Source organism: Streptomyces cinnabarinus (genome assembly GCF_027270315.1).
Classification (GTDB): domain Bacteria; phylum Actinomycetota; class Actinomycetes; order Streptomycetales; family Streptomycetaceae; genus Streptomyces; species Streptomyces cinnabarinus.
Window position 1 is genome coordinate 8991408 of the sequence record NZ_CP114413.1, and the last position, 26271, is coordinate 9017678.

The 26271-nt window shown below is 70.3% G+C and carries 21 protein-coding genes and 4 pseudogenes; 11 read left to right on the forward strand and 14 right to left on the reverse strand.

Annotated features, from left to right (window positions below; all coding sequences use genetic code 11):
• Positions 1-178: 178 nt before the first annotated feature.
• The 4 genes from STRCI_RS40460 to STRCI_RS40475 all read left to right on the forward strand — a co-directional run bounded on the left by STRCI_RS40460 (position 179) and on the right by STRCI_RS40475 (position 5491).
• Positions 179-544: an effector-associated constant component EACC1 gene (locus STRCI_RS40460; RefSeq protein ID WP_269664001.1), complete on the forward strand. Its 366-nt coding sequence runs from the start codon at positions 179-181 to the stop codon at positions 542-544.
• On the forward strand, positions 544-3390 hold the full coding sequence (locus tag STRCI_RS40465) for a caspase, EACC1-associated type (protein WP_269664002.1): 2847 nt from the start codon (positions 544-546) through the stop codon (positions 3388-3390). Before STRCI_RS40460 ends, STRCI_RS40465 begins: the two co-directional genes overlap by 1 nt.
• 258 nt (positions 3391-3648) lie before the next feature.
• On the forward strand, positions 3649-4491 hold the full coding sequence (locus STRCI_RS40470) for a class I SAM-dependent methyltransferase (protein ID WP_269664003.1): 843 nt from the start codon (positions 3649-3651) through the stop codon (positions 4489-4491).
• A gap of 319 nt (positions 4492-4810) precedes the next feature.
• On the forward strand, positions 4811-5491 hold the full coding sequence (locus STRCI_RS40475; protein WP_269664004.1) for a class I SAM-dependent methyltransferase: 681 nt from the start codon (positions 4811-4813) through the stop codon (positions 5489-5491).
• 121 nt (positions 5492-5612) lie between these two features.
• Here the strand turns inward: STRCI_RS40475 and STRCI_RS40480 are convergent, their stop codons facing one another.
• The gene (locus STRCI_RS40480) at positions 5613-7094 is read right to left on the reverse strand and encodes a flavin-containing monooxygenase (protein WP_269664005.1); all 1482 of its coding nucleotides are present in this window, start codon (positions 7092-7094) and stop codon (positions 5613-5615) included.
• On the reverse strand, positions 7091-8041 hold the full coding sequence (locus STRCI_RS40485; protein ID WP_269664006.1) for a patatin-like phospholipase family protein: 951 nt from the start codon (positions 8039-8041) through the stop codon (positions 7091-7093). Before STRCI_RS40485 ends, STRCI_RS40480 begins: the two co-directional genes overlap by 4 nt.
• 58 nt (positions 8042-8099) lie before the next feature.
• Between STRCI_RS40485 and STRCI_RS40490 the strand changes: the two genes are divergently transcribed.
• Complete coding sequence (locus STRCI_RS40490; protein WP_269664007.1) at positions 8100-8693, forward strand: TetR/AcrR family transcriptional regulator; 594 nt, start codon at positions 8100-8102, stop codon at positions 8691-8693.
• Between the two features lie 174 nt (positions 8694-8867).
• On the opposite strand, the gene STRCI_RS40495 is transcribed toward STRCI_RS40490, so the two are convergent.
• Positions 8868-9323 carry an Lrp/AsnC family transcriptional regulator gene (locus STRCI_RS40495; RefSeq protein ID WP_269664008.1) on the reverse strand — a complete coding sequence of 152 codons (456 nt, stop codon included), beginning with the start codon at positions 9321-9323 and terminating at the stop codon, positions 8868-8870.
• A 105-nt stretch (positions 9324-9428) separates the two neighbouring features.
• On the opposite strand from STRCI_RS40495, the gene STRCI_RS40500 reads away from it, so the two are divergent.
• On the forward strand, positions 9429-9995 hold the full coding sequence (locus STRCI_RS40500; RefSeq protein WP_269664009.1) for an RBBP9/YdeN family alpha/beta hydrolase: 567 nt from the start codon (positions 9429-9431) through the stop codon (positions 9993-9995).
• 207 nt (positions 9996-10202) lie between these two features.
• Here the strand turns inward: STRCI_RS40500 and STRCI_RS40505 are convergent, their stop codons facing one another.
• The 8 genes from STRCI_RS40505 to STRCI_RS40540 all read right to left on the reverse strand — a co-directional run bounded on the left by STRCI_RS40505 (position 10203) and on the right by STRCI_RS40540 (position 16832).
• The gene (locus STRCI_RS40505; protein ID WP_269664010.1) at positions 10203-10544 is read right to left on the reverse strand and encodes a DUF1330 domain-containing protein; all 342 of its coding nucleotides are present in this window, start codon (positions 10542-10544) and stop codon (positions 10203-10205) included.
• 410 nt (positions 10545-10954) lie between these two features.
• Positions 10955-11380 carry a contact-dependent growth inhibition system immunity protein gene (locus STRCI_RS40510; protein ID WP_269664011.1) on the reverse strand — a complete coding sequence of 142 codons (426 nt, stop codon included), beginning with the start codon at positions 11378-11380 and terminating at the stop codon, positions 10955-10957.
• Positions 11381-11384: 4 nt separating this feature from the next.
• The gene (locus tag STRCI_RS40515; protein WP_269664012.1) at positions 11385-13244 is read right to left on the reverse strand and encodes a caspase, EACC1-associated type; all 1860 of its coding nucleotides are present in this window, start codon (positions 13242-13244) and stop codon (positions 11385-11387) included.
• A 16-nt stretch (positions 13245-13260) separates the two neighbouring features.
• On the reverse strand, positions 13261-13623 hold the full coding sequence (locus STRCI_RS40520) for an effector-associated constant component EACC1 (protein WP_269664013.1): 363 nt from the start codon (positions 13621-13623) through the stop codon (positions 13261-13263).
• Positions 13624-13828: 205 nt separating this feature from the next.
• Positions 13829-14716 (reverse strand): bile acid:sodium symporter family protein, encoded by an 888-nt coding sequence (locus STRCI_RS40525; RefSeq protein ID WP_269664014.1) that lies wholly within the window; start codon positions 14714-14716, stop codon positions 13829-13831.
• 213 nt (positions 14717-14929) lie between these two features.
• Positions 14930-15355, reverse strand: a complete 426-nt coding sequence (locus tag STRCI_RS40530; protein ID WP_269664015.1) for an ArsR/SmtB family transcription factor — start codon at positions 15353-15355, stop codon at positions 14930-14932.
• Between the two features lie 209 nt (positions 15356-15564).
• Positions 15565-15939 (reverse strand): roadblock/LC7 domain-containing protein, encoded by a 375-nt coding sequence (locus STRCI_RS40535; protein ID WP_269664016.1) that lies wholly within the window; start codon positions 15937-15939, stop codon positions 15565-15567.
• A gap of 320 nt (positions 15940-16259) precedes the next feature.
• On the reverse strand, positions 16260-16832 hold the full coding sequence (locus STRCI_RS40540) for a DUF5362 family protein (RefSeq protein WP_269664017.1): 573 nt from the start codon (positions 16830-16832) through the stop codon (positions 16260-16262).
• A gap of 202 nt (positions 16833-17034) precedes the next feature.
• On the opposite strand from STRCI_RS40540, the gene STRCI_RS40545 reads away from it, so the two are divergent.
• The 4 genes and pseudogenes from STRCI_RS40545 to STRCI_RS40560 form a co-directional block, all read left to right on the forward strand.
• Entirely contained in the window at positions 17035-18327 is a 1293-nt protein-coding gene (locus tag STRCI_RS40545; protein ID WP_269664018.1) for a CehA/McbA family metallohydrolase, read from the forward strand.
• A 431-nt stretch (positions 18328-18758) separates the two neighbouring features.
• The gene (locus STRCI_RS40550; protein ID WP_269664019.1) at positions 18759-19463 is read left to right on the forward strand and encodes a hypothetical protein; all 705 of its coding nucleotides are present in this window, start codon (positions 18759-18761) and stop codon (positions 19461-19463) included.
• Positions 19463-20728, forward strand: a pseudogene (locus STRCI_RS40555) (serine/threonine-protein kinase); the annotation flags it as partial. The gene STRCI_RS40550 and the pseudogene STRCI_RS40555, both read left to right, overlap by 1 nt.
• A 360-nt stretch (positions 20729-21088) precedes the next feature.
• Positions 21089-22165 (forward strand): annotated as a pseudogene (locus STRCI_RS40560) (ABC transporter substrate-binding protein); the annotation flags it as partial.
• Between the two features lie 48 nt (positions 22166-22213).
• Here the strand turns inward: STRCI_RS40560 and STRCI_RS40565 are convergent.
• The 3 genes and pseudogenes from STRCI_RS40565 to STRCI_RS43610 form a co-directional block, all read right to left on the reverse strand.
• Complete coding sequence (locus tag STRCI_RS40565; RefSeq protein WP_418953486.1) at positions 22214-23110, reverse strand: DUF4436 family protein; 897 nt, start codon at positions 23108-23110, stop codon at positions 22214-22216.
• A pseudogene (locus STRCI_RS40570) lies at positions 23110-23847 on the reverse strand (serine hydrolase domain-containing protein); the annotation flags it as partial. The gene STRCI_RS40565 and the pseudogene STRCI_RS40570, both read right to left, overlap by 1 nt.
• A 25-nt stretch (positions 23848-23872) precedes the next feature.
• Positions 23873-24199: pseudogene (locus STRCI_RS43610) on the reverse strand (serine hydrolase); the annotation flags it as partial.
• A 432-nt stretch (positions 24200-24631) separates the two neighbouring features.
• Here STRCI_RS43610 and STRCI_RS40575 point away from each other — a divergent pair.
• Positions 24632-26269: an alpha/beta hydrolase gene (locus tag STRCI_RS40575; protein ID WP_269664020.1), complete on the forward strand. Its 1638-nt coding sequence runs from the start codon at positions 24632-24634 to the stop codon at positions 26267-26269.
• Positions 26270-26271: the final 2 nt, after the last annotated feature.

Here is a 26271-nt window from a genome sequence, read left to right on the forward strand (position 1 = left end):
CGAGGGCCAACCACGCCTCCGTAGCGCCTGCGGTTCCGAAGGGCGATCGCAACCGCCCCCGCCAGCCTTAAATCTGCTCGCGCCGGACCGCTCACGACAGCTTGGCCAACTGGGCGTCCACAACGCGACTACTGTGTGTTCTCAGTCGGGTGAGGGCGTACGCCGGGGGCGGTGGAGCATGCAAATCCAGGTACTGGCCGAGGGTGATGAGCGGGCGCTGACGGATCTTCGTTCCTGGCTGGGGCGTGATCCTGGTACGGCGGGGCTGCCGGTGGAGTCGGTGACCGGTGACGGGCCGACCATGGGGGTGCTCGAAGCGCTCGACGTGGTCCTCGGCAACGCCACCGGTATTGCGAACTTCGCCGTGGCGTATGCGACGTGGCGCACCACTCGGACGGCTCCGGCTGGAACGGCCGATGGGGCGAGGACGCTGGTGCACGGCGACAGCACCGTCGACATCGGCCACCTCTCGGCGGATGAACTCGCGGAGTTGCTGCGGAGCCTGAACAGTGACGGAGACGGTGCGGCCCCCGGGTCCTGCTGATGCGGGTCGAGCAGTCCGGGTCCCGCGCGGTGCTGTTCGGGGTCCACGCCTACGACCATCTGCCTGCCCTGGACGGCGTACGCCACAACGTGCCCGCCCTGCGCGACCTGTTGACCGCCCCGGAGGTGGGCGGGTTCGCCGGTGAGCACTGCGTGGCGGTGCCCGCCAACAGCACTCCTACGGCTCTGCTGGACGCCGTACAGGACGCGGCGGTTCACGCGACGGGCCTGCTGCTGGTGTACTACGCGGGGCACGGGCACTTCGGCCGGGACGGGCGCGGCTTGTTACTGGCCACCCAGGCTTCCCGCCCGGACCGTCCGCACCACTCGGTCGCCTACGACGAAGTCCGAGCCATCATGGCCGACTCCACGGCCCAGCACCGCGTCGTGATCGTCGACTGCTGTTTCAGCGGGGGCGCCCTGCACATGAGCGGTCGGGAACACCGCGAAGGGGGCCCGGACTTCGAGATCGAAGGGGCCTGCGTACTGACGTCGTCGGCCGAGACCGAAAGGTCCCTGTGCCTGCCGGACGGCAGTGTCTTCACCCGGGAGTTGGTCCTGCTCCTGCGTGATGGGCTGACGGGGGAACTACCCGACGGCCGACGCGGCGAGCACCTCTCGGTGCTGACCATGGCCGAAGTCTACGAGGCCTTGTGTGAGCGGTTGAAGGGCAGGACCGTGGAAGGTCACCGGGTACCGGCACCGCGTATGAGCACCCGGGACAGCGGCCACCGCATCCCCCTCGCCACCAACACGGCACCGCAGACCGAGCCCCTGACGGCCCCCGTGGGAGCATCGCCCCCTGCCGCGCCCGTCACCGCCTATGCGGCCACCCGGTACTTCACCGGCCGTGAGAACGAGCTGACGGCGCTGGAGCAAGCCGTGGGGGATCCGGGCGCGGTGTGTGTCGTGCACGGCCGTGGTGGCCAGGGCAAGACCGAGCTGCTGCGGGCCGCAGCAGCCCGGCTGGCTCCCCTCTACCCCGGTGGCTGCATGGAGATCGACCTGCGCGGCTGGACCCCGGACAGTGAGCCCCGCAACCCGCACATGGTCATCGCCGAGCAACTGCACCATGCGGGCTACGGGCCCGAACGCATCCCCACGGACCTGACCGCACGCACCGAAGCCTGGCGCCTGTTCCTCAACCGGCATCCTGTGCTCCTCCTGCTGGACAATGCCCGCGACGCCACCCAGCTGGCCCCCCTGATCCCGGCCGCCGGCTCCCCGAGCGCAGTGATGATCTCCAGCCGCTCCGAACTGCTCGACCTGAGCGCCCATGTACGGTGCGCACTGTCTCCGCTGCCGTCTGAGCACTGCGTCACCGTCTGGCACAAGATGGGCGTCCCTCCAGACACCGACGGCCTCCACCAGCTCGCGGACCGCATCAACGGCAGCGCCCTGGCCCTGGGCCCGGTCGGCACCCGGCTCCTGCGCGGAGCCACCCCCACCGCCATCCTCGCCACACTGGCAGGCCCTGACCGCTTCGCCGCCTTCCCCCGCCTCGACGCTGCCGAACGCACCGCTTTCCACAGCGCCTACAACGCCCTCGACACCGACCTGCGCCACCTCATCCACCAGTGCGCCTGGCACCCCGGCCCCGACTTCGGCGCTGACTCCCTCGCCGCCATGGCCGGTCGCCCCCAAGACGAGGTGGAGGTCCGCCTCACCGAGATCGAGCAACTCCTGATCCGTAAGGCCAACCGCTACAGCCTCCACGACAGCAGCCTCAGCTACGCCCGCCAGACCGCTGCCGCCCACTGCGCCCCGGAGGAACAAGAAGCCAGCAGACAACGGCTGTACCACCACCTGCACACCGGGCTCCAACGAGCCCGGAACATCCTGGACACCGACGCGCCCGACGAGGAGCAGAACGCGCGAAGCGCCCGCCGGTGGCTCAGTGAGCACACCCAGGAGGTCCAGGCCACCGCCCGCACCGCCAGTACGAGCGATTGGCCGCAGACGGTCGCTTTCCTGGAAACCGTCTCCACGTCGTTGTACGTGGACGATCGCTACATCGAAGCCCAGGACATTCTCCACACCATCCTGCGCATCACACCCGCCGATTCCATCGACCAAGCCAACGCCATCGATTGCCTCGGTGACGTCCACCACGTCCAGGGCCGGTACGACGAGGCCATCACCGCCTATGAAGACGCTTTGACCCGCTACCAAGCTCTCGGTAGCCCACTCGGTGAGGCCAACGCCATCAAAGGCCTTGGTGACGTCCACCATGCCCAGGGCCGGTACGACGAAGCCGCCATCGCTTATCAGGACGCGCTGACCCGCTACCAGACCCTCGGCGACCGGCATGGCCAGGCCGGCGCCACCGAAGGCCTTGGTGACGTCCACCATGCCCAGGGCCGGTACGGCGAAGCCGCCATCGCTTATCAGGACGCGCTGACCCGCTACCAAGCTCTCGGTAGCCCACTCGGTGAGGCCAACGCCACCAAACGTCTCGGTGACGTTCACCGAGTCCAGGGCCGGTACGACGAGGCCACTACTGCTTATCAGGACGCGCTGGCCCGCTACCAGACCCTCGGCGACCGACTCGGTCAGGCCAACGCCACCAAGCGCCTCGGTGACGTCCATCAAAGCCAGGGCCGGTACGACGAGGCCATCACCGCCTATGAAGACGCTTTGACCCGCTACCAGGCCCTCGGCAGCCGACTCGGTCAGGCGAACGCCATCAAAGGCCTCGGTGACGTTCACCGAGTCCAGGGCCGGTACGACGATGCGGCCGACGCATTGCGCTCAGCCCGCGATCTCTACGCCGAGATTGACATCGTCGACGGGGTCACCCGCTGCCAGAAGGCCCTCGACGAGCTAGACGGCCCCGCAGCGCAGTAGGTCGTATGACGAACCGTCACCTCTCTTGCCACATCAGGCAGCTTCGCCCTGTTCACCACCTGACGGAGTCACTCGCCGGCGGCATGCTTGTTCCGCCAGGTGATGCAGCGGCGGATCAGGTTGTGGCTGCCCCTGTGGCGCCGGCCTTGACCGGGTTTCCACCCGGTCGGCGGTGCGGCGCTCGCCGGTGGGGGTGGCGGGTTCTAGGCTCGAAGAAGGACGGCCATCGGCACCGTAGGGACCAGGGAGGCAAGTGGCATGTCGGAGACGGCGGATGCGCGTGAGGCGGATCGTGCGCTCAAGGCGAAGCATCGGACGATGTGGGCGCTCGGTGATTACCCGGCGGTGGCCAGGCAGGTCGTGGCGGCGCTCGGGCCGGCGTTGGTGGAGGCCTGTGCGGTCAAGGACGGCGACCAGGTCCTGGACATCGCCGCCGGGTCCGGGAACGCCTCGATCCCGGCCGCGCTGGCGGGCGGGGATGTGGTCGCCTCCGACCTCACGCCCGAGCTGCTGGCCGTGGGCCGTCAGGAGGCCGAGGCCCGCGGCGCCACGCTGAGCTGGCAGGAGGCGGACGCCGAGGCGCTCCCGTTCGAGGACGGCACCTTCGACACGGTGATGTCCTGCGTCGGGGTCATGTTCGCTCCGCACCACCAGGCCGCCGCCGACGAGCTGGTGCGGGTCTGCCGGCCCGGTGGCACCATCGGGTTGCTCAGCTGGACCCCCGAGGGGTTCATCGGGCAGATGTTCGCCACTATGAAGCCGTACGCCCCACCGCCTCCTCCCGGGGCGCAGCCGCCGCCGCTGTGGGGGAAGGAGGAGCACGTGCGCGCGCTGCTCGGCGACCGTGTCACCGATGTCGAGGTGCGCCGCCGGACGATCCGTGTGGACATGTTCCGGGAGCCGGAGGAGTTCCGCGACTTCTTCAAGGCCGCCTACGGGCCGACCATCGCGATCTACCGAAATCTGGCCGACGACCCCGAGCGGACGGCCGCCCTGGACGCCGCCCTCACCGACCTGGCGGGCAGCGCGCTGAAGGATGGGGGCATGGAGTGGGAGTACCTGCTGCTCACCGCCCGCAGGGGTGGAGCGGACGCCGGGTGACTCGGCGGGAACGGACGGGTCCGGCCGGTCGAGCCGCACAGCAAGGGAGGGGACCATCAGGCGCCCAAGGACCGCCGCGCTGAATGCTGTTCGGCCAAGCGCCGACGCCTGGACAGCAGCGGGCCCTCTGAGGCGCGCTCCCGGAGGTGATCTAGCAGGGCCCTTGGTCCTGACCCATGCCGTCCCCCGCTGAACAAGCCCGTTGCGTGCTGCTGGCCTGCCGGTAGCGGTGCTGGTGTCAGTGAGGCGTGTCGGCAGCCGTTTGCCGGATCGGCAACAGCATTGGCGTAGCGGGGCCTCGGTCGGTGACGGTGGGTCCGTGACCGAGAACATTGGAGCCGGATCGCCCGCGTCAGACACCCCTTCGCCCGGGGACGGATACGTCGGCGATCCTTCGGTGCGCGCGGAATGGGACAGTCGGTACACCGAGCGCCAACAGTTGTGGAGCGGCCAACCCAATGGCGCACTCGTCGCCGAGGTCGCCGGGCTCACGCCTGGGCGTGTCCTCGACGTCGGCTGCGGTGAGGGCGCGGACGCGGTCTGGCTCGCGCGCGGCGGCTGGGACGTGACCGCGCTGGAGGTCTCGGGCGTGGCGCTGGAGCGGGCTGCCGGGCACGCACGGGACGCCGGTGTCGCCGTTCGCTGGGTACATGCCGCGCTCACCGAAGCCGCGCTCCCGCCCGCCTCCTTCGACCTGGTCTCCGCCCAGTACCCGGCCCTGCTGCGCACCCCCGACGCCGCGGCCGAGCGGTCGCTGCTCGCGGCCGTCGCGCCGGGCGGCGTGCTGCTGCTCGTGCACCACGCGGGGATGGACACGCATCAGGCGCACGACAGCGGCTTCGACCCGGCGGACTATGTTTGGCCCTCGATGGTCGCCGAGTTGCTCGACGGTGACTGGGTGACCGAGGTGAATGAGCAACGGCCGCGCGTGGCACCCGAGGGCGGGGCCGGCGCGCACCACACGGACGACCTCGTGCTCCGCGTGCGCCGACTCCGCTGACAAGCATCGGCTCCCGGCAGGCGAGCCGAGGCGAAGACTGCTTCGACGACGTCAGGCGTACGTCGAGGCCATGGCGCCGACGACGCGATGTCGGCGTCGCGCCTGTCGATGGCGGGGCATGTCATGCGCTCAGGCCCTGCCGGTGAGTGGGGTGGACGACGTTGTAGTCGCGGGGGTCGAAGCGTGCCACCTGGGTGCGGAGCCGGGTGGTGGACCAGGGCCAGCTGAAGCTGTTGCGGCCGTTGGCGTCGAGGTAGTAGCTGCGGCATCCGCCGGTGTTGTAGACGGTGCCCGCGAGGGCGGCCTGCAGTTCGGTGTTGTAGGCGGTCTGCGCTTCGCGGCGTACCTCGACCGAAGCCCACCCCTGGGCGCGTGTTGAGCGGATCGCGCCGACGACGAGATCGAGCTGGGCTTCGAGGATGGTGAACGCGGAGCTGTGTCCGGTGCCCAGGCCGGGACCGAGGAGCAGAAACGCGTTGGGGAACCCGGCGGTGACGGTGCCCAGGTACGCCTCGGGTGAGCCCTGCCAGTGGTCGGCGAGCGAGCGCCCGGCACCGTCGTGGATGAGGTTCGACAGGGGCATGTCGAGGATGCGGAAGCCCGTGCCGAGGATGATCGCGTCCACTTCCGCGCTGCTGCCGTCGGCGCCGAGCACGGTGCTGCCGTCGACTGCGCGGACGGCGCAGGCGTGCAGGTCCACATTCGGGCGGGTCAGGGCCGGGTAGTAGTGGTTGGAGAACAGGATGCGCTTGCAGCCGATGGTGTAGTCGGGGGTCAGCTTGCGGCGCAGTTCACGGTCGCGGACGGTGGCGCGCAGGTGTGCGCGTGCCACCGCCTGTACGCCGCGCAGCAGTGACGGCCTGCGGAATCCGCGGCCCAGCGTCTCCATGGCCCGGTACTCCACCGCGGCCAGCGCGGCCCGGGCGCCGGGCACGTGCCGCATCACCCACCGCTCGGCCTTCGGTATGCGGTGGTCCGGCTTGGGCAGCACCCACTGGGCGGTGCGCTGGAACAGGTGCAGCCGGTCGGTCCGGGTGGCGATCGCCGGGACGAACTGCACGGCCGATGCCCCGGTTCCGAGCACCGCGACCTGCTTTCCGCGCAGGTCGTAGTCGTGGTTCCAGCGCGCGGAGTGGAAGACCTCACCGGGAAACTCCGAGAGGCCCGGGACATCGGGGATGAGCGGCTCGTTCCACGGCCCGGCACCGGCGATCAGGAACCGGGCGGTGAACTCGCCGGCGGTGGTACGGATCCGCCACCGCGCCGCGTCGGGCTGCCAGTGCGCCTCGGTCATACGCACGCCGAACCGGGTGTGCTCGCACAGCCGGTGCCGGTCGGCGACCCCCTTCACGTAGGCGAGGATCTCCGGCTGATGCGCGTACACCCTCGTCCAGTCCGGGTTCGGCGCGAACGAGTAACTGTAGAGCCGGGACGGCACATCGCACTGGCAGCCCGGGTAGGTGTTGGCCCGCCAGGTGCCGCCGAAGTCGTCGGCGGCCTCGATGATCAGGAAGTCCCGGATCCGGGCCTCGCGCAACCTGACTCCCGCGCCGACCCCGGAGATGCCGGCGCCGATGACGATGACCTCGAAATGGGCGCTCATGCTGTGATGCTCCTGTCGACGGCTGCCTTGACACGGTCGGGGGCGGTACGCAGGGAGACGTCGAGGGTGGCCGGGCGGCGGGCGGCGTTCATGAAGTTGAAGCCCATGACGGCCAGTTCCTCGGCGCTGGGCTCGATCCGCACGACGCGGGTCCCCGCGGCCCGAAGCAGGTGTTCCTCCGCGTCGAGGGTGCGGGTCATCCAGCGCCTGACAACGCGTTCCAGGCGGCTGAGCCCGGTGGCGGGGGCGCCCCCGGACGTCGTCATCGGGGCGACGATCACCACTTCGTCCAGGCCGAGCGGGGCAACAAGGTCGGCCGACGTCGGCGACAGAATCCCGCCGTCCAGGTAGGCGCGCCCATCGATGCGTACGGGAGGGAACCAGCCCGGGATCGCCCACGACGCGGCGATCGCACTGCCGATGTCGGCGACGGGTGCGCCGGGCGATCCGAACGCGACCCGTCTGCCGGAGCGCGTCTCGGTCGCCACCAGCCATGTACGTGACGAGTCAAGCCACGTACGGCCGTTGGCCAGCGCGGCGCCGAAGCTCCGCAGCCACCCCGCATCCCCCCGGCCGCGCGGCAGGAGGCCGAGCAGCCCCGTCCCGAGCGGGACACGACCGAGGACGGCCCCAGCCATCAGACCGGCGCCCGGCAGGCCCGGCCACGGAACCGGTGGCAGGGCGCCCGGATGCGCGCCGACGTGCCGGAGGAGCAGCGGGTCCGCGTCGGGGTGGCCCTGCAGTGCCGCGAGCAGGTCGGAGACCGACCGGCCGGACCCCAGCGCGGACACGACCTCTGCCCCCGTCGACGTTCCCACCAGCACCTGTGCCGTGCGGGCGTCCCAGTCGAGCCGTTCCTCGACCGCGGCCAGCGCCGCAACCGCCCATGCGTAGCCGAGGGTTCCGCCGCACCCGACGACCAGCCCGCGTCGTTGACTCCCCGTCATGGATTCTCCCAGTATTCGAATTCCAAGAGAATCTGAAAGCTAGCGGTATCCTCCGGGAGTGGCAAGACTGACCCGGGCCGAAAGCCAGGCCCGCACCCGCGAACACGTCCTCGATACCGCGTACACGCTCTTCCTGAGCGACGGCTTCACAGCGACGTCCATGGAGCGTGTCGCCGAGGCGGCGGGCTACTCGAAGGGGGCGGTGTACTCCAACTTCGCGACCAAGAACGAGCTGTGCCTGGCCGTCCTTGACCGGATCGCCGCAGAACAGGTGACGCAGCTGGCCGCCGCGATGGGCACCGCGCCCCGCTTCGAGGACCGGATCGCGGGATTCTCCCGCTGGGCCGACGAGACCATCGGCGACAGCTCGTGGACCTCGCTGGAAGTCGAGTTCGCCACCGCCAATCGCCACGACACGCAGGTGTGCGAGCAGCTCGCCCAACGCCGACGCACCGTCACCGACGCGCTGGCGGACCTGATCCGGGCACAGGCGGACGAACTCGGCCTCACCCCTGCCCTGCCCGCCGACACCGCCGCCCTGACCCTGCTCAGTCTCGGCATCGGGCTCGGGGTCCAGCGCGCCTTCGACCCGACCGTCCCCGTGCAGCCCATCGTCGACCTGCTGCGCAGTGTCATGAGCGGGCGCCCCTGAGGGCGCGGCACAGCCCGTGGCCGCGGTGGAGCGCTCGCGCGTGAGTGGATCGCGCCGGATCGCCGGATCTTCTTCTGGATTCTGCTGGCGGTACGCCGCGACGTTCGGCGTCCGGGGCGTCCTCATGCTCGGGCGGAACGACCCATGGCGGGCCGGGCTTTTAGGTGCTGCGGGTCATGACGTTGCTGACGTGGCGTCGGTCAACGGCTTCTGGGGGTAGGCGCGGAGCACGAGGGATGTGGTGACAGGGCCGTAACGGGCAAGTGCGTCGACCACTTCTTCGAGTCGTCCTGCCTGGGGGCAGTGGACGTCGAAGATGAGGCAGTCTTCCCCCGTGACTCTGAGGGTGGAGGCGATCTCGGAGGTCCGGGAGGCGAAGTCCAGGGCGCGTGAGAGCTGGGCGTGCGTGGTGCGCAGCCGGATGACCGCGTGAATGTTCAGACCGAGGGCCGCTGGGTCGACCACGGCTCGGTAGCCGGTGATGACGCCGATCTTCTCCAGCCGCTGGATGCGCGCGCCGGCCGCGGGCTGCGAGAGTCCGACGCGGCGCCCTACCTCCGCACCGGTCAACCGGCCGTCGGTCTGGAGCAGGGCGAGGATGTCTCGGTCTATCCGGTCGAGTGATTCCATTGTTGTCCGCACCAATTCCTTTGAGATCACTTGCGTCTCCACCGCTGCCCTGATGCATCCAACAGAATCTGCGCCAGGCGCTCCCTTGATCGTAGGGAGCGACGAGTGGAACGGTGGTGGGCAGTGGTCGCGTACGTCATCATCCCCGGTATCGACGGCTCGGACGGGCAGCACTGGCAGACCTTGTGGGAGCGGCAGTGGGGCACCTCGGCGGTGAGGATCTCCCCGGCGTCGTGGTCCGCCCCCGACCTGGATGACTGGGTCGACGCTGTCCAGGAGGCGTACGACGACGCTTCCCAGCAGGACAGCCATGTTGTGTTGGTGGCCCACAGCCTGGGCTGCTGGGCTGCGTCCGCCTGGCTGGAGAAGAACCCCTCGCGTCCGGCAGGCGGCGCCTTCCTGGTCGCGCCGCCCGACCCGCAAGGGCCGGCTTTCCCACGCCGGGCTGCCACGACGTTCACCGAGGTGTCGGCACAACCGTTGTCGTGCCCGGCGCTGGTGGTGGGCAGCACCAATGACCCGTACTGCACCCCGGAGGCGGCCGCCGGATTCGCGGCACGGTGGGAGGCGCGATGGCACCTGGCCGGCGCCATCGGACACATCAACTCCGCCAGCGGCCTGGGCTCGTGGCAGCACGGCCGTGAACTCCTGGACTCGCTGACCCAGGGGTGATCAACCGCCGTATAGGACGTATGGCACCAGGTACCGCCCTGAAGTTCCCTGACGCACAAGATATGTGCCGCCGTCCGTCGAAGGCCGCCGTCGGCTCGTCGAACGGTGGTCGCTGTGGGTCTCGAGGTGAGCTGTGTACAGCCGTTGCGCCCCCCGCGGGCTGGCACTCTGCGGAGGGACTTGCGATCACGCGGCCAACTGCCCTGCCTACTCGGCCTCGTGGCGCAGCTTGGTGGCCCGCTCGGCCGGGTCGTAGTCCGGTCCGACACCCTCGATCAGCAGCACATCGCCCTCGATGTGATCGGTACGCAGGTGCAGGATGTTCCGGTAGGCGGGGGAGTCGTACCAGGCACGGGCCTCTGCCAGGCTGGGGAACTCGATCAGCACCATGCTGCCGGGCCATGTGCCCTCCACGACCTCGGTTGGCGGGCCGTGGATGAGGAAGCGGCCGGAGAAGGGGTCGAGGGTGGCCTGGATGCGCTCCAAGTACTCGATGATGTCGGTGTGATGGCGGCGGCTGCGGAGGTGGGCGAAGCCATAGGCGGACACGGCAGGGCTCCTTCGTTCCGTTCGCCCCAGGGCGGGGTGACGACCGGAACGTAGCCGGGAGGGAGGCATGAGGGCGATTACGTCGTGGGTAATTGCTGTTCTCGGGCGTCCTGGTCATCGGCGCCCCTGCTTGTCAGCCGTCCCCCCGAGGCTTTGGGAATCTGCGTCCGTGAGGCTTTCGGCGACACGCGCATCGAACCCGCCGGCCATTCAGGGACGATGGAGTCGGCGGAGCCGTGTCGTCGACCGGGTTGGTGACAGGGGGAGACATCAGCTCCGTCCCGAGATCGGCAATGCGTCGTTGAACAGCTCAGTCGGCAGTGGAGCCGGTTGGCGGGCAGGCATGCGACGGCCCTTTACGTCGCGCCGTTGAGGTCGTACTCCTGCCAGGACGATGGGATGTGCTCAGGTCACCGAGATCCGTCGGGCCGGGCGACGAACGCGGCGAGTTCCGCGGCGGCGTCGCGAGGCAGGTCAGCTACGGCTGTCTGGGGCAGCTCGGTGATCACGTCACGCAGCCGCGCTTCGAGGTCTGGGATCATGGACCAGGCGGAGGCCGGGGCCTGGATCGCGGCGAGCAGCAGGTCACCCTCGTAGAAGTAGGCGTCCAGCAGGGGTTCTTCAAGCAGCAGGTGCACGGTGACCGGAAGGACGTAGGCGAGCGACACCTGCTGGGAGACGAGCGTGCGCAGATCCGCTGGACTGAGGTCGATGAGCGGTACGCGTCGCAGGGTGTGCACCTTGTGTACCAGAGAGGTCGCGTCGGCGGGTGGAGGGTTCCAGCGCGGAGGGTCGAGTTCGTCGAGCGTGCGGCTGAGGTGGAGCAGATGCGCCATGCCTTCATTGTCGGTCCTCGACGGGCGCGGCCTGTCCGGGATCCGGGCGCATCGCTCTGCGGACCGCGTCCCGGAGTTCGTCGTTCCGTTGACGGTATGACGTGTGGAAGGGCTGGTCTTCTCGCCCCTGTGCATCGGGCCCCCAGCGGACCCGCAACAGGCGCTGCCCGACGGTCTCGTCGTTGCCGTTCGCATCGGGGCGGATGACGGCCACGGCGGCGGCCAGCACCTCGATGCCAGGACGGCGCGCGGCCGCCAGGTCGAGGGCGAGGTGGTAGTCGCGGCTCTCCTCTCCCCAGATGCCCAGCGGATAGTCCCGGGTCTCTCTGCCCGATCCTGTGAACTCCTGGGTGAGGTCCTGGACGTATGGGCTCACTTGCTTGATGCAGCGGACGCGGGCCTCCGGGGTCCAGATGCGCAGCAGCGGATTGGCGACCGCTGTTCCGGCCCAGCGTGCGACGGTCTCGCACAGCGCGCTGGGCAGGCCCGCGGGGTCGGCGACGATGTCGGCGGAACCGAGCAGCGCGTTGGCTATCCCGGTCAGTTGAGGGACGCTCCAGTCGGTGCCGATTCCTCGGACGTCGGCGCTGAGCCGGCCACGGCATTCGTTCAGAGCCGCTGCCAGCTCCTCGGGGCGTTCATCGAGGGCGTCGGTCAGCAGGACGACATGACCGTGGTCGAGGTCGGCGAGCAGGGTGCGCGCCGCGCGGAGCCAGGGGGCGAACGCGGATCCGGGGCGTGGGCGCATGCGCTCCAGGGCGGTCCTGGCCTCCCTTCGTGTCGCCCTGGAGGCCGGCGCCGGACCGGCACGGTCGGGGTAGATCACCGCGGCGGTCGCCGCGCCGGAGACGATGGCGAAGCGCACGCCGTCCGGCAGGAATTCCAGTGCCTCGGCCGTGGCGTGGCGTGCGGCGTCCCAGTTCGCCGACCCACTTGTGGCGGAGGTCTTGCAGCCGAGCAGGAACACGATGCCCTGGCGGCGGAGTGAGATATCAGGCACCAGGCGGTCTGCTGTGTCCCGGGCCGTCACTGTGACCACCGCGTTGACCTCGGTACTTCCCGGCGGGAGCCAGTCGTTCGCCCAGGAATCGAGGGAGAGGTCGAGCGGCCGCAAGGTGACGGACCGTGGACGGTTGCGATGGGCGAGGTTGCGGACCAGAGGGATACGGGCGCCCATACCCGTACTGCGCTGCTGCGGCTGCGGATAGGACTTGCTGAGACACCGCTGGAGCACGTGCTCGAAGAGGGTCTGGCAGTCCAGGATCTGGCCGGCCTCGGGGATGCCCGAGCCCAACACCGTGATCAGCTCTCCGGTGAAGGCCGTGTACTTTGCGTCCAGTGGTGCCAGGGCGGTCCGCGTCGGCGCGGTCGCGGTCATGGTGTAGGTGCCCTCGATGAGGGCGCGGTCGGCGAACTGCGCGCTGGAGGCGGCCATTTCGGAGCCGATGGCACGGCCACCGAAGCAGCAGTCGAGCAGCAGTACCTTGCGGGTCGCGCGTGTACGCAGGAACGCCTGACGCACCTGGTCGAATTCCAGGGCGGCCCACAGTCGGTCGGCCCTGGTGGCGGGTGTGGCCAGGTGGAGCGCCCCGTCCCGCTCGGCGCACAAGCCGTGCCCGGCGTAGTAGACCAGTAGCAGGTCTTGTGCACTTTGAGACGCCCGGTCCAGTATGTCGGTGATCATGATGCGGTCCTGGTTCAGGAGCACCGAGCAGTGCTGCTTGTTCAGACCCCACAGCCGTCGGTCCGTCAGCGAGCCGGACAGGCCGGCGAGGTTCCGCGCCACGGCGGGGAGGGGACTGAGGGACGCGTACTCGGCGCAACCGATCAGTACCGCGCGGGAGAGTTCGGTGTCGGCGGTCATTGCGGTTCCTGCGCGACTATGCGTCCGAGAGGTCGTCGTCAGGGCCTGTGCCTGTTCCAGTGCCTGTGAGGAAATCGGCTGCTCGCTGCCGACTCTCCGGCGAACCGTCGTTGTCCTCGACACGGCGGCCGTCGCCTCGCCGGAACTCCACACGTGTGCGGTGGGTCCGTGTGCTGCGCCATGTGCCGTAGGCGATGAGGAGGTTGGCGAGACTGACCGCGTCGTCGAACACCACCTGGATGGCGTCGAAGGCACCCCCCATGTCCTCCGGGGCGGCACTACTCCTCGTCAGCGTCACGGAAGCGGCTCGCGCGACCTCGGGATCGGCACGGAGCCATGCTCCGAGGGAGCGCAGCGCCGTGTCCGCTTCCTCGTCCAACAACCTGACTGTGACTTCCAAGGAGCCCTCCCCGAGTGACGCGCCCAGGCGCACGAAGCACCCTCAGTATGCCGACTCATCGGGTTGAATCACCCCAACTAGCCCAATTCCGAGCGCCTTTGACAGCCAGATCCGCGGTCCGTGCGGACGATCGCCAGGGCACGACGAGAAGCTGCCGATCTCCATCGATGCCGGGACTGCGGGGTCAGTGGGCCGGCGCCGCCTTCTCGGCTGGCCGGGGTCCCCGGGTCATCAGCACCCCCGCGAGGGCCGCGATGGGATTCATGAGGACCCCGTAGACGGCGGCGGGTACGGCCAGGCTGACGCTGCCGAGCACGCTGATGGCCAGGGTCATGGCGATGGCGCTGTTGTGAACACCGATCTCCATGGAGCAGGCGATCGACTGCCGCTTGTCCAACCGGGCCATGCGGGGTATCGCGTACCCGATCGTGAGGCTCAGCGCGCAGAAGACCACCGCCGTCGGCCCTACGTCCGAGAGGTAGTCGCCGATGTTGTCCCTCTCGGCCACCAGCGCGCCGGTGATGATCGTGACGAGTACGGCGACCGACAGCAGCCGAACCGGGCGGTCCATGCGGCGCGCGAACTCCTGTGAGCGGCGGCGGATGACGAGCCCGATCGCCACCGGCACGAGTACCAGGGCGAACACCTGCAGGATCTTGCCGAACTGCAACCCCATGCCGTTCTCGCCGATGTCCGGTTCGAAGTAGTGCAGGGAGAGGTTGGTGATGATGGGCAGCGTCACGATGGCTAGCAGCGCGTTCACCGCCGTGAGCGTGATGTTCAGTGCCACGTCGCCACCGAAGAGGTGGCTGTAGAGGTTCGCCGTCGTTCCGCCGGGTGATGCGGCCAGCAGCATCATGCCGACGGCGAGCACGGGGGAGAGGTCGAAGGCCAGGACCAGGCCCAGGCATACGGCGGGTAGGAGAAGCAGTTGGCAGGACATCGCCACGACCACGGCCCGGGGGTGGCGTCGCACTCGCCGGAAGTCGTCGATGGTCAGGGACAGACCCAGTCCGAACATGATGACGGCGAGGGCGAGCGGGAGGAACACGGTGGCGAGGGGAGTGTCCATGCGCGGCTCCGTCGTCAGGGGCAGGGGTGGCGCGGTGCAGGGGCAAGGCCAGATGACACCCACATGACGGTCCTGCGTGCACATGCTCAGGTGGTGTCCGCTCCGCGCACAGTAGATGCGGGTGTGAGCACGGTCAACGTGCGCCGCTCATCTCCGATCTGCCATGGCGCCGACGACGTCGGATTGCTGGAAATGTCCGATCCGGGGCGCGCGTCAGCTCCGTTCGCGCGGTGAGGCTTTGACCGGCTCGTAGGCGTTCTGCACCGTGGCGTAGCCCGCCAGGTCTGGATCTCTCCGTAGCGTGGCCGGGGCGTCGACCTGCTGGAGTTCGGTGAGGAGCTGGTTCTGGTTGGCGAGCAGCTCGGTGAGGATGCGGCGGGCCGCACGCAGGAGTTCGGCGACGTCTCCTCCGGCGAGCGCGTAGCGGACCGTGGAGCCTTCCCGCATGGATACGACGATGCCGGAGCGCCGTAGGACAGCAAGTTGCTGAGAGAGGCTCGACGGCTCGATCTCGATGTCGGCCAGCAGGTCCCGCACGGACACCGGCCCGTGCTGGAGGAGTTCCAGCACCCTGATGCGTACGGGGTGGCCGAGCATGCGGAAGAACTCTGCCTTGACCTGGTAGAGGGGGGCCTGCATCGATGCTCGCTCCTGCTCGGGTGGGTGGCTTAGCGGTCGCCGCGGTGCGGCGGCGTCCATGGACACCGCCGCACCACAGGCCGCCTTCGCATGCCGATCCTTCACGTCTCGGACGCGGCAGGGACGCACATTGACACCATGCTGATGTGGCGACTTGAAGAAGTTTTCACATCATGGGCATACGTGAGCCCTGGCGTTTCCGAAGCGGGCTAGATCTCGATGTCCGCCTCCACACGCTTGAGTTGGTGACGGGCCATCGCCAGATTCGAGTGGGCCTTGTCGAGAACGAGGTAGAGGAACAGTCCGTTGCCCGCACGGCCGGTCAGTAGGCGGATCACGTGGTATTGGTGATCCAGTGTGATCAGGATGTCTTCGATCTGGCCCTTGAGGCCCAGTTGCTCCATGGTGCGGACCTTGGCCCGGATCACATCGGTGTTGCCGGCCGCGGCGATGTTGAGGTCCAGCTCCTTGCCCCCGCCGAGCGTGCCCAACGCCATTCCGCTGGTGTAGTCGACGACGGCCGCCCCCAGGGCCCCCTCGACCCCGGCCATCATTTCCTTCAGCGACACTTCCACACTCGCCATAGCGCCCTCCCAATTGTGTGCCGTTGGCTGCGCGGGCCGGTCCTGGCCGACCCGCCTCGGTGTTCGGGACCGTATGCACGTCGCCGTCACGCGAGGAGGAAGTGTCCGGGAGTGATCTCCGACGATCGGATGGTGGCGTGTCATGGCCGTTCGGTGGGTGGCAAATGCCCGACAGGGGGCGGGAGTTGGCCCACAACGCAGTGCCGGTGTCAGCCGCCGACGCCCGCGGGCTTGATGTTCACGACACGGCAGGCGTCCCCGGTGATGGCCGAGGTGGTGTCGCGGGCCCTTCCTCGCGGCATGCAGCGCAAAAGCGGTGCTCAGGCGCCCTTGGCGAGGATGCGTCCTGTCTCATCGGTCCAGGCCTGGATGCGCAGTGTGCGGTCGTGGGAGGCGGTGCCGCTGATGCCGACCGCCATGCCGGCCGCGCCGACCGCGCCGCCGGCGGTGGCTGCCGCGGCGCCTCCGGTGAAGACGGCCATCCCTGCCGCGATCATGGGGATGCCGATGATGGCGCCGATGATGGTGAGGGTGAGCAGTACCCCGAGGATGATCATGCCGATGCCGCCCAGCACGCCCAGGAGACCGACCCCGCCCACTGCCGCTCCGGCCGCCACGCCTGTCGCACCCACGCCGACGGCCGTTGCGCCATGGGCGGGCTGGACCTGGGCGAGGAGCACGGCGCCGGGCATACGGTGGACCTCGGTCCAGCCGTCGGCCGTCATGCGGCCGACGAACCGTGTCAGCTCCGCCTCCCGCTGCTCGGGGTCGATGGGCCTGCCGTGGCCGGGAAACACCACCTGGGCAGGGGCCTGCTCGCCCCACTGGGGGGCCTTCCACACCGCCGTGCCGTCCGCCTGCGGCAGCCGGGGATTGCGTGCGCGGTCACTCATGGCTCTGCTCTCCGCCCGGACCACCCTTCAGTTCCCATTACACACCTGAACACGCAAGCTCACCCGGCGGCAGGGTTCCGCGGGAGCACGGGGGCCGAGAGAGCTCCGCGGCGCAGTACCCGCCGCTTGGTTCCATCAGGCGTTCGCTCGTCGGAGCGTGCTCATTGTGGCCATGTTCCTGCCAAGGCGGTGGGATGTACGCATGGCAGATCCCAGGCACCACCACAGTCCTGACCGCCACCACGCCCATCGCCACGACCGCCCCGAGGGCAGCGGCTACGCGGTCGACGAGGGCGGCCCCAGCCGGCGCTCGCTGCTCGGCGCGGCGGCCGGCAGCATGCTGTTCATGGCCGCCGCACCCGGCACCGCGCGGGCCGCCACCACCGGCACCGCGGCGGCGAACGGCGTCGCCGCCCTCGCGGCCGGAGGCGCCTCACGCACCTCGCTGATCACCTCGGGAACCACACTGGTCCACGCCGACCTGCACAACCACACCGCCATGTCGGACGGCGACGGCGACCCCGCCCTGGCCTTCGCCTCGATGCGCAGCGCCGGCCTCGACGTCGCCGCACTCACCGACCACAGCGGCGTGTTCACCATCGGGGGCCTCAGCTCCGCGGAGTGGAGGCGCACCGCCGACCTGGCTGACGCTGCCAACGTTCCGGGCGTCTACACCGCCATCCGCGGCTTCGAATGGACCCACGCGATCCTCGGCCACTCCAATGTGTGGTTCTCCGACAGCTACGTCGACATGTCGCTCGCTCCCAGCATGAGCGCGTACTTCAACTGGCTCGACGACAAGGACGCCATCGCGGGCTTCAACCACCCGGGCCGGGAGAGAGGCCGCTTCAACAACTTCGCCTACAACTCGGCCGTCCGTGACCGCATGGTCAGTCTGGAGATGTTCAACCGGGGTGACGACTACCTCTTCGAAGGCTGGTCCTCCGGGGCCTCCTCCCCGCTCGTCGCCTGCCTCAACGCAGGCTGGCGCACCGGCCTGACCGGTGTCAGCGACGAGCACGGCACCGACTGGGGCTTTCCCGAGGGCAAGGGCCGCAGCGGGCTGTGGGTCACCGAGAACACCCGGGCCGGTGTCCTGGCAGCCATGCGCGCCCGGCGGTTCTTCGCCACCCGCGTCTCCGGGCTACGCCTGGACGCCACCGCGAACGGCATACGGATGGGCGGCGACGTGCCCCTCACCGCGGGCGACGTCACGTTCGCCGTCGACCTGGACCGGGGCGCCGATTGGATCGGCAGGACCCTGAACATCCAGGTACTGCGCCCCGGCACCAGCGCCCCCACGGTCGTGGACGTCATTCCCGCCACCGTCGGCCGGGTCACCGAGTTCACGGTCCCGATGAACTCCGCCGACGGCACCTGGACGGTCCTGCGCGTCTCCGACCCCACCCAGACCAACGCCTCGCCGGGCCCCGCCGGCCACGCCTGCAACGACTGGGGGGTGGCCTACAGCAGCCCGTGGTGGCTTCAGGGCTGACGCCCGCAGGAGGCGGGCGTACCCGCTCCACACCCCCGCGCTCGCCTCCCCGCGCCGTGCCCGGCCCGCTTCCGCCCTGTGGCCGGGAGCGACGTTGAAACTCTTCGAAGACCCCACCGGCCGACGGCCAGGATTCCGGGACCCGGCGGCGTCGGCACGCCACCACAGTGCATGCTGGGGGCGGAGTTGCATGCTGTCGGCGGCCAGGCCGGCCACGCACGGGGGCACGAACCGCGGGGGGCGGAACGGTGAGGCACGCGTCGTTGAGACTTCGGTGTGCGGTGGGGGCTGCGGTGTCGGCGGTAGTGCTGACATCGGGTTGTACGGGGGAGAAGGCGGACAGGGATTCCGACGGCGGGGCATCGGGGAAGCCCGCCGCCACCCAGGCAAGCGGCGGCGATGACGACCCGGCGCCCGCTCCCGTGCCGACGGTGGAGGCCGATCCGGCCAAGGTGCCGCGGACGGAGGAAGCGGCCAGGAAGCTGATCCGGCAGGTGATCGCCGGTCCCGAACTGTTCGGCGCCGAGACGAAGCGCGCCTCGCCCTACGAGAACGATCCCCATAACTGGTCGGTGCTCGACGACAGTTGCGTCGGGCAGCGCGAACCGCTGCCCGAGCGGGTACTCGCCACCCTCACCCGGAACTTCGTCCGTCCCGCCGTCGGGAGCAAGGGCCCGGTACGGATGTCAGTGACCGTCACCGTGCATCCGGCGACCGCTGACGCGGCCTGGGAGCAGGCCGGAATGCTGGAGGAGGCGCTGAGCTGCTCCGAACAGACCCTCAGCGAGGGCAGGAAGCTGTCAGGGCTGTTCTCCAACGCCTCCGTGTGGGGCGAGGCCGGCAACAACTACGCGGAGGACTCCCTCTTCGAGATGGGCAGTTGCACGAGCCCCACCGAGGGCGGGCCCTACCCCTACCAGTACCAACAGGCCACCTTCGGGCCGGTCGTGGTGTCGATGTCGGCCTGCGCAGGCGAGGGCTGGGACGCAAAGGGGCTTCTGCAGGAGGTGAACGGCCCGGTGCCGCGGATGCTGCTGCGGGCGGAGGCGAAGATCGGCCGGCCCGTCGACCCGACGGACTCCAAGGCCGATTCGGCCGCGCACACCCCCGCCACTGGTGCGACGGAGGGCAGGTGATGGAGCGACTGCTGCCCTCGGACCCCTCGCAACTGGGCGGAAACCGGCTGCTGGGACGGCTCGGAGCGGGAGGGATGGGCGTGGTGTACCTGGCCCGCACTCCGGCCGGAGAGCCGGCCGCGGTCAAGGTGATCCAGCCGGAGTACGCCGAACAGCCCGAGTTCCGAGCCCGTTTCGCGCGCGAGGTGGCCGCCGCGCGAGGCGTGGAGAGCCCCTGGGTGGCCCGCGTCCTCGCCGCCGACCCGCACGCCGCCGCACCCTGGCTGGCCTCGGCCTTCGTCCCCGGACCCTCGCTCGCCGAGGCGGTGGCCACCTGCGGCGCGCTGCCCGCGGGCGCGGTGCGGGTCCTGGGCGGCGTCCTGGCACGGGCTCTGCACGCGGTGCACAGCGCGGGTCTGGTGCACCGTGACGTCAAGCCCGGCAACGTCCTGCTCGCCCTGGACGGCCCGCGCCTGATCGACTTCGGTATCGCGCGGGCCGTGGACGAGCAGACCGCGCTCACCGCGACCGGCCTGGTCGTCGGCTCCCCGGGCTTTCTGTCGCCCGAGCAGGCGCGCGGGCAGCTGATTACTCCCGCGAGCGACCTGTTCTCCCTCGGCTGTGTCCTCGCCTACGCGGCCACCGGACGGCCGCCTTTCGGCCTGGGTGACAGCGGAGCCTTGCTCTACCGGGCCGTCCACTACGCTCCGGATCTCCACGGCATCACCGACGGCTCCTTGCGGGCCCTGCTGGAGAGCTGCCTGGCCAAGGACCCCGGCGCCCGGCCCTCGGCCGCCGAGGCCGCTGCCGTACTCGCGCCCGGCGCGGTGGGCTCCGACATCCACTGGCTGCCGGACGCCGTGGTCCGGATGATCGCCGACCGCGCCGCCGGCCTGCTGGCCCTGCCGGGAGTCGAGGCCACGATGGCCGACACGCCCCACGCGGCCACGACGGCCGGGACCGCCGGGCCCTCCCTGCCCGGCCGCCGACGGGTGCTGTCCCTGGCGGCCGGCGGCGCGCTGCTCGCGGCGGGTGCCGGTGTGGGCGCGTGGGCACTCCTGCGCGACGACACGCCGGCCACCGGACGAGTGAGCGCGAAACGGCAGTGGCTGCTCGGTGTCCAGGCCGATCTGTCGGGCCCGGCGAAGACGGCGGGACGCGAGCAGGAACGGGCGGCCCGACTGGCGGTGGCCGAGCACAACGCCCGCACGGACAAGCCCTTCGAACTGGAGCTGCGGGTCGAGGACGACGGCGGTGAGCTGTCGGCGGCGCGGCACACGCCCGACCCGCGCCGGCTGAGCGGCTGGGGGACGCCAGCGGCATCCCCGCAAGCGGGCACGGGCACAGCGGCGGGCGCCTCCGACTGGCTCCCGCCCGGAGTGCTGCGGCTGATCGCCGACCGTTCCGCACGCGCCCTCGACCCACCGCCGCGCACCCAACAGGCGACGGCCCCAACGGCCCTGGACCCTTCCGTCACCCGGACCGCCGAACCCAGCGCCCGCCCCACCACCGCACGCCGTCGGCTCCTGCTGGCCGGCGGCGCGGGCGCCACGCTGCTCGCCGTGTCGGGCACGGCCGCCGCGGTGTTCCTCGACCGTCGTTCCTCAGCGGAGCCGGACACCCGCCCCCTGCACACGCTTGGGCTGCACGCCGATCTGACCGGACCGGGCAAAGCGACGGGGGAGGCCACCCACCGGGGTGCCCTGCTGGCCGTAGCGGCGCACAACGCCCGTTCCGACGCGCCGTTCAGGCTCGCCCTGCGCACCGCCGACGACCACGGTCGGGCGAGCCGGGCGCACACCGCGGCGCAAGCGCTGTTGTCCGGCTCGTCACCGGTCGCCGCAGTGATCGGCCCCATGTCCGAGGCGACGGTGACCGCCGGCGAACCGCTCTACACGGCGGCCGGGACGGCGATGGTGCTGGTGTCCTGCGACGGCGGTGCCCTGTCACCGCTGATGAAGCCCACGCTGTGCGTGACCCGGGCGACCCAGGCGATGCAGACGCTGCCGCTGCTCCACTACCTGACCCGAGTGCGCTCGGTCAGCAAGGTCGCCGTGGTGCGGGATCTCGCGGGTGGTGCGGTCGCCGAGGGCCTGGCCAGGGATCTGATGGAGGCACCGCCCTCGGAGGGTACGACCACCGTGCACTCCCTCGACGCCGACGCCGACGCGGACGATGTCACGCCCGCGGTCGCCGCGGCCCTGGCCACGCGTCCCGGCGCCGTGGTCTACGCCGGGACCTCGCCCCGGCGCGCGGCCCAGTTGGCCCGGCAACTGGCCAAGGCCCGCTTCGAGGGAGCGAGGGCCACCATCGAGCAGGTCATGGACCCGGCATTCCTGCGCGAGGCGAGGGAGAGCGCCGAGGGCTGGGTCTTCGGCTCCGCCCGTACAGCCACGGGCGCGGCGCCCTCCGGGCCCGCCGCCCGGTTCGCTGCCGCCCACCGCAAACGCTGGGAAGCGGAGCCAGCCCCTTGGGCGGCGGAGGCGTACGACGCGGTCGGTCTGACCGCCCAGACCCTCACCGGCCTGGTCGGTCAAGGCACAGTGGGCCGGGGCGCCCTGGCCGCGGCGCTGTTCCGCCAGCGCTACGAGGGCATCGCGAAAACGATCAGCTTCGACCCGAAGACCCGTCTCCTCGACATGGACAACACGAGCTTCCTCTACGCAGCCCGAGACGGCGCCTTCACTTTCCTCGGGCGGTACGAACAGGTGCTCAAGGAGTGAGACCACGCGGCGGGGGACTGCCCCGAGCCACCCAGTGCGGCGGAGCGACTACGAGGGCGCCGCGTCCTGGCGGACGGCCTTGGTGACGCCGGTGATGACCACGGTGATCAGGCAGAGGGCGATGACGGTCTCGGCCCACAGAAAGGCGAACCAGTCCAGCACGCAGCCGATCGGGGGTGTGCCGGGGGCGGTGTTGCGGAACGCGGCGAGGGCGAACAGGGTAGCGGCCATCCAGGCGAGGCCGGGCCAGACCAGGCCCTCCCTGCTGGTCGTGAGGTACCAGGCCCCGATGAGCACGGAGGCCGCCAGCGCCCACATCACGACCATCATGAAGCCCGCGAAGACGAGCAGGCTGCCCGATCGCGCCAGCCCCAGTGCCACCACGGCCTCCTGGCGGGAGGACGCTGGCTGCGCGGAGGCCGAGAAGAGGGTGTCGTTGTTGGAGAACAGCATCCGTACCGGCACCTGCTCGCCGCCCAGTTGCGCCCGGAACGCGATGTCGGTGTCGTAGGTGTCGAACGGGTAGTCACTGATCGATCCGCCGGTGAGCGCGACCCGCACGTCCCTCGTCGCGAGCCGCTCGTGCGCCGCGAACTCGAGGTCGCTCAGGGTCGCCCCCGAGGTCTGGAGGCTGAGATCGGCCACGGGCGCGGCCCCGTCCGCCTCGCCGAGGGTCCCGCGCGGGGTCACCCAGACTCGCAGTACCAGCTCTCTGCCCGCGGCGTCGACACTTTGGACAACGGCCTCCACATCGACCCGGTCGGCGGCCGAGGATCCGACGGTGTGCACCGTGTCGGCTGCCTGCCGTTCGGTGAACTGCAGCCATGAGCCGACGGCCACCGCCACCACGATCAGGACTGCGGTGAGGATGAGTACGGGCAGGAGGGAGCGCGCGGAGCGTCGGGGGCGAGGCGGGTCGACAGGTGCCGGACGGCCCAGACGCATCATTTGGTCCAGATGCCCAGCAGTTGGTTCGCTGCACCGAAGTTGTCGGGTGGGTCCGCGTTGCACACGACGGTGACGGCACTGCTGCGGTCCGGACTCACCTTGAAGGTGCTGTGGAATCCCTCCCAGTCGCCGCGATGTACCAGGCCGTTGTCGGGGAGCAGGAGGATTCCGGCCCCGTAGCGGCCTTCTTCGATGCCACGTGGGCGCAGGACATCGCCCACATTCACCGCCTGGTCCGTGACCGCGGCGAGCAGTTCGGGTCCACCGATGCGACCAGTGCGGTAGTTGTCGGCCCAGCGGACGAGTTCTCCGGGGGTGGTCTGGACGGACCCGTCTCCGTACTGCTTCCAGGGGGAGGAGTTGGGGGTGTAGGAGCCGTCCTTTTCGTCGTACGACTTCGCCTTTCCGGGCACGTCCACTGCCGGGGCCAGCGTCATGTGCAGGGCCAGCGGGGTGAAGAACTCGTGCTGGAGGAAGGCCGGGAAGGGTGTGCCGGTCACCCTCTCGACGGCATGGGCCAGGTGGACGTAGTTGGAGTTGGAGTAGGAGAAACGCTCTCCTGGTGGATCCTGTGGCTGTGAGGCGAGGATGGCCGCGATCGCTTCCTCCTGGCCGGCCGGATCCGTCAGCTCGATGCTCTGGGCCTCCAGCAGATCCTGGTAGTCGGGAATGCCGCTGGTGTGGTGCATCAGGTCGCCCAGCGTGACGTCCCGCGCCCAGGCCGGAGGGTTGTCGAGGTAGTCGGACGGGGGGGGCGTTCAGCGCGAGTTGGTGCCGTCTGGCCAGCAACAGGACCGCGTCTGCGGTGAATTGCTTGGAGTTGGAGGCCATGTCGAAGACTGTCTTGGAGGTGATGGAGCGCCCTGTCGCCAGATCGGCCTTCCCTCTCCCCGCTTCCCAGACAACGTCTCCCCGCACGCCGACAGCCGCCGCGCAGCCCGGGCCGTCCGGGGAAGGCACCAGTTCCTGGAGAACCTGCGCGCTGCGGGTCTCCCGGTCGTCGCCGCTCGCGTAGGCGTGCGGGTTCGCGGCACCGGCCAGCACGACCAGAGCCATGGCGCCCCCGGCGGTACACAACGACGCCATCCGATGCACGGCCACCACCTGCTTTCGCCACCTGGAACGACGAGCGCGGCTCAGTGCCGTCTCGATGTCGCACGGTTGAGGCCGTCAAGTCCGCTGCGGGTGCGCCGCACGGGTGCGTCGTGATGCGGCGCCGGCCGACACCGGGCCGAGTTCCCCTACCGGCAGCCACGGGGCCTGACGGTGGACGCCGAGGCGGTGTTGGCGGAACGCACGCAATCCACGCTACCGGGGGGGGGTCGGGGGACGTGCATGCGGACGACGTGGCGGCCCTCGGTCCGGGGTGGGGCTGCTCCAAGTGGAGGCGACGAATGGTGCAAGTCCTTGTCCGAAAGCAGGCTGGCGTACGCACCCTGCCCGGCCGTGCGGCGGGGCGCGGCCACGCCCACCGTCCCCCGACCGCAGTGGCCAGGGACGTCACAGAGACGAGATCACATGGCGGAACACGACATCGGTCCCGGCCCCCTGTCCTCCTTCTCCGGGACCGAGACGGCCGTACGGAGCCGGGCTCGACGCATCCCACGAATGGGCGGCGGCACGCGTACGAAGGCGGCGCTCCTCGCCGCATGCCTGGGTGCCCTCGGTGCGGTCGGGACCGCACCGAGCAGTGCCCAGTCGCCGCCTGTCGGCGGGTCTCCACCGGGGCATCCGGCGCGGTTCGTGCCAGGCCCCTGCCCCCAGACGCCCGAGCCGGTTCCCGGGCGGTGCGGCTTCCTGGAGGTCCCCGAGAACCGCCGGCACCGTGAGCACCGCACGGGACGGACCATCCGGCTGGCCGTCGCCATCATCCCGGCGGCATCGAGGACGCCAGCCGCGGACCCGGTGGTGTTCATGGAAGGGGGCCCCGGCGGAGACGCGTTCGGAGCCATTCCCTTCCTGATCGACTCCGGCGTGAACCGCGACCGCGATCTGATCGTCATGGCCCAGCGCGGGGCTCTCCACTCACAGCCGAACCTCGCCTGCCCGGAGATGGACCGGTTCAACGCGAGGGCCGTGGGCCTGCCCTACGACGCGCCGTCCACCGGACGCGGGCTGGTGCGCGCGGCGAAGGAGTGCCGGGACCGCCTCACAGCCGAGGGCGCCGATCTGTCGGCCTACAACACCACCGAGAACGCCGCGGACTTCGCCGCCCTGCGCAGGGCCCTGGGCATCGACAAGTGGAACGTCTACGGCTACTCCTACGGCACCGACCTGGGCCTGACCTACCTGCGCCGACACCCCCGGGGCATCCGCTCGCTGGCGATCGACTCGGTCGTGCCGCCACAGACCGTGAGCCTGCCGTGGGCCTGGGACAGCGCCCAGGAGGGGATCAACGCGATCTTCGCGGCGTGCGAGGCGCAGCCCGCCTGCAAGTCCCGCTACCCGAACCTCTCCCGCACCCTCACGCAGCAGGTGAGGCGGCTGGAGGCGAACCCCCTGAGGCTGACCGTGCCGACGCCCGGCGGCGGAACCCCGGTGAAGGTCGTCCTGGACGGGGGCGCGCTGGTGAACCTGCTGGTCACCAACGGCAGCCTGGTCCCGCCTGTCGACGTCCCCGCGGCGCTCTACGAACTCGCCGCCGGCAATCCGGAGCGCCTGGCGCAGGCCCAGGCCGCCGGCGCGACGCCCGCGATCGGCCAGTTCGCCCACGGCCTGACGCACTCGGTGGCCTGCGCCGAGTGGGCCCCGGGCTTCTCCCAGCGCGACCTGCTGAAGGCGGGTCGTCAGGCCTTCCCCGGCTGGCCGGACTCCGTGCTGGCCCACGCACCGCAACTGCCCTTCGAGCACGACCTGTGCCGCGTCTGGAACGTCCCGGACCGCACCGCGGTCCAGCGGGTGGCCACCCACAGCAAGGTGCCCGCGCTCATCATCAGCGGGACCTTCGACGCGAAGACCGGGGCGAGCTGGGGGCCGTTCGCCGGCCGTACGCTGCCCCGCTCGACCGCCGTGGTCATTCCCGGCATCACCCACTGGGTGGTGCCGCAGAACCCCTGCGCCGCGTCGGTGCTGCGCTCCTTCCTGGCGCGGCCGACCGCGCCCGACACCGGCTGTGTGCCGGGAGTCGAACCCAAGCCGTTCACCATCATCCCCTGACC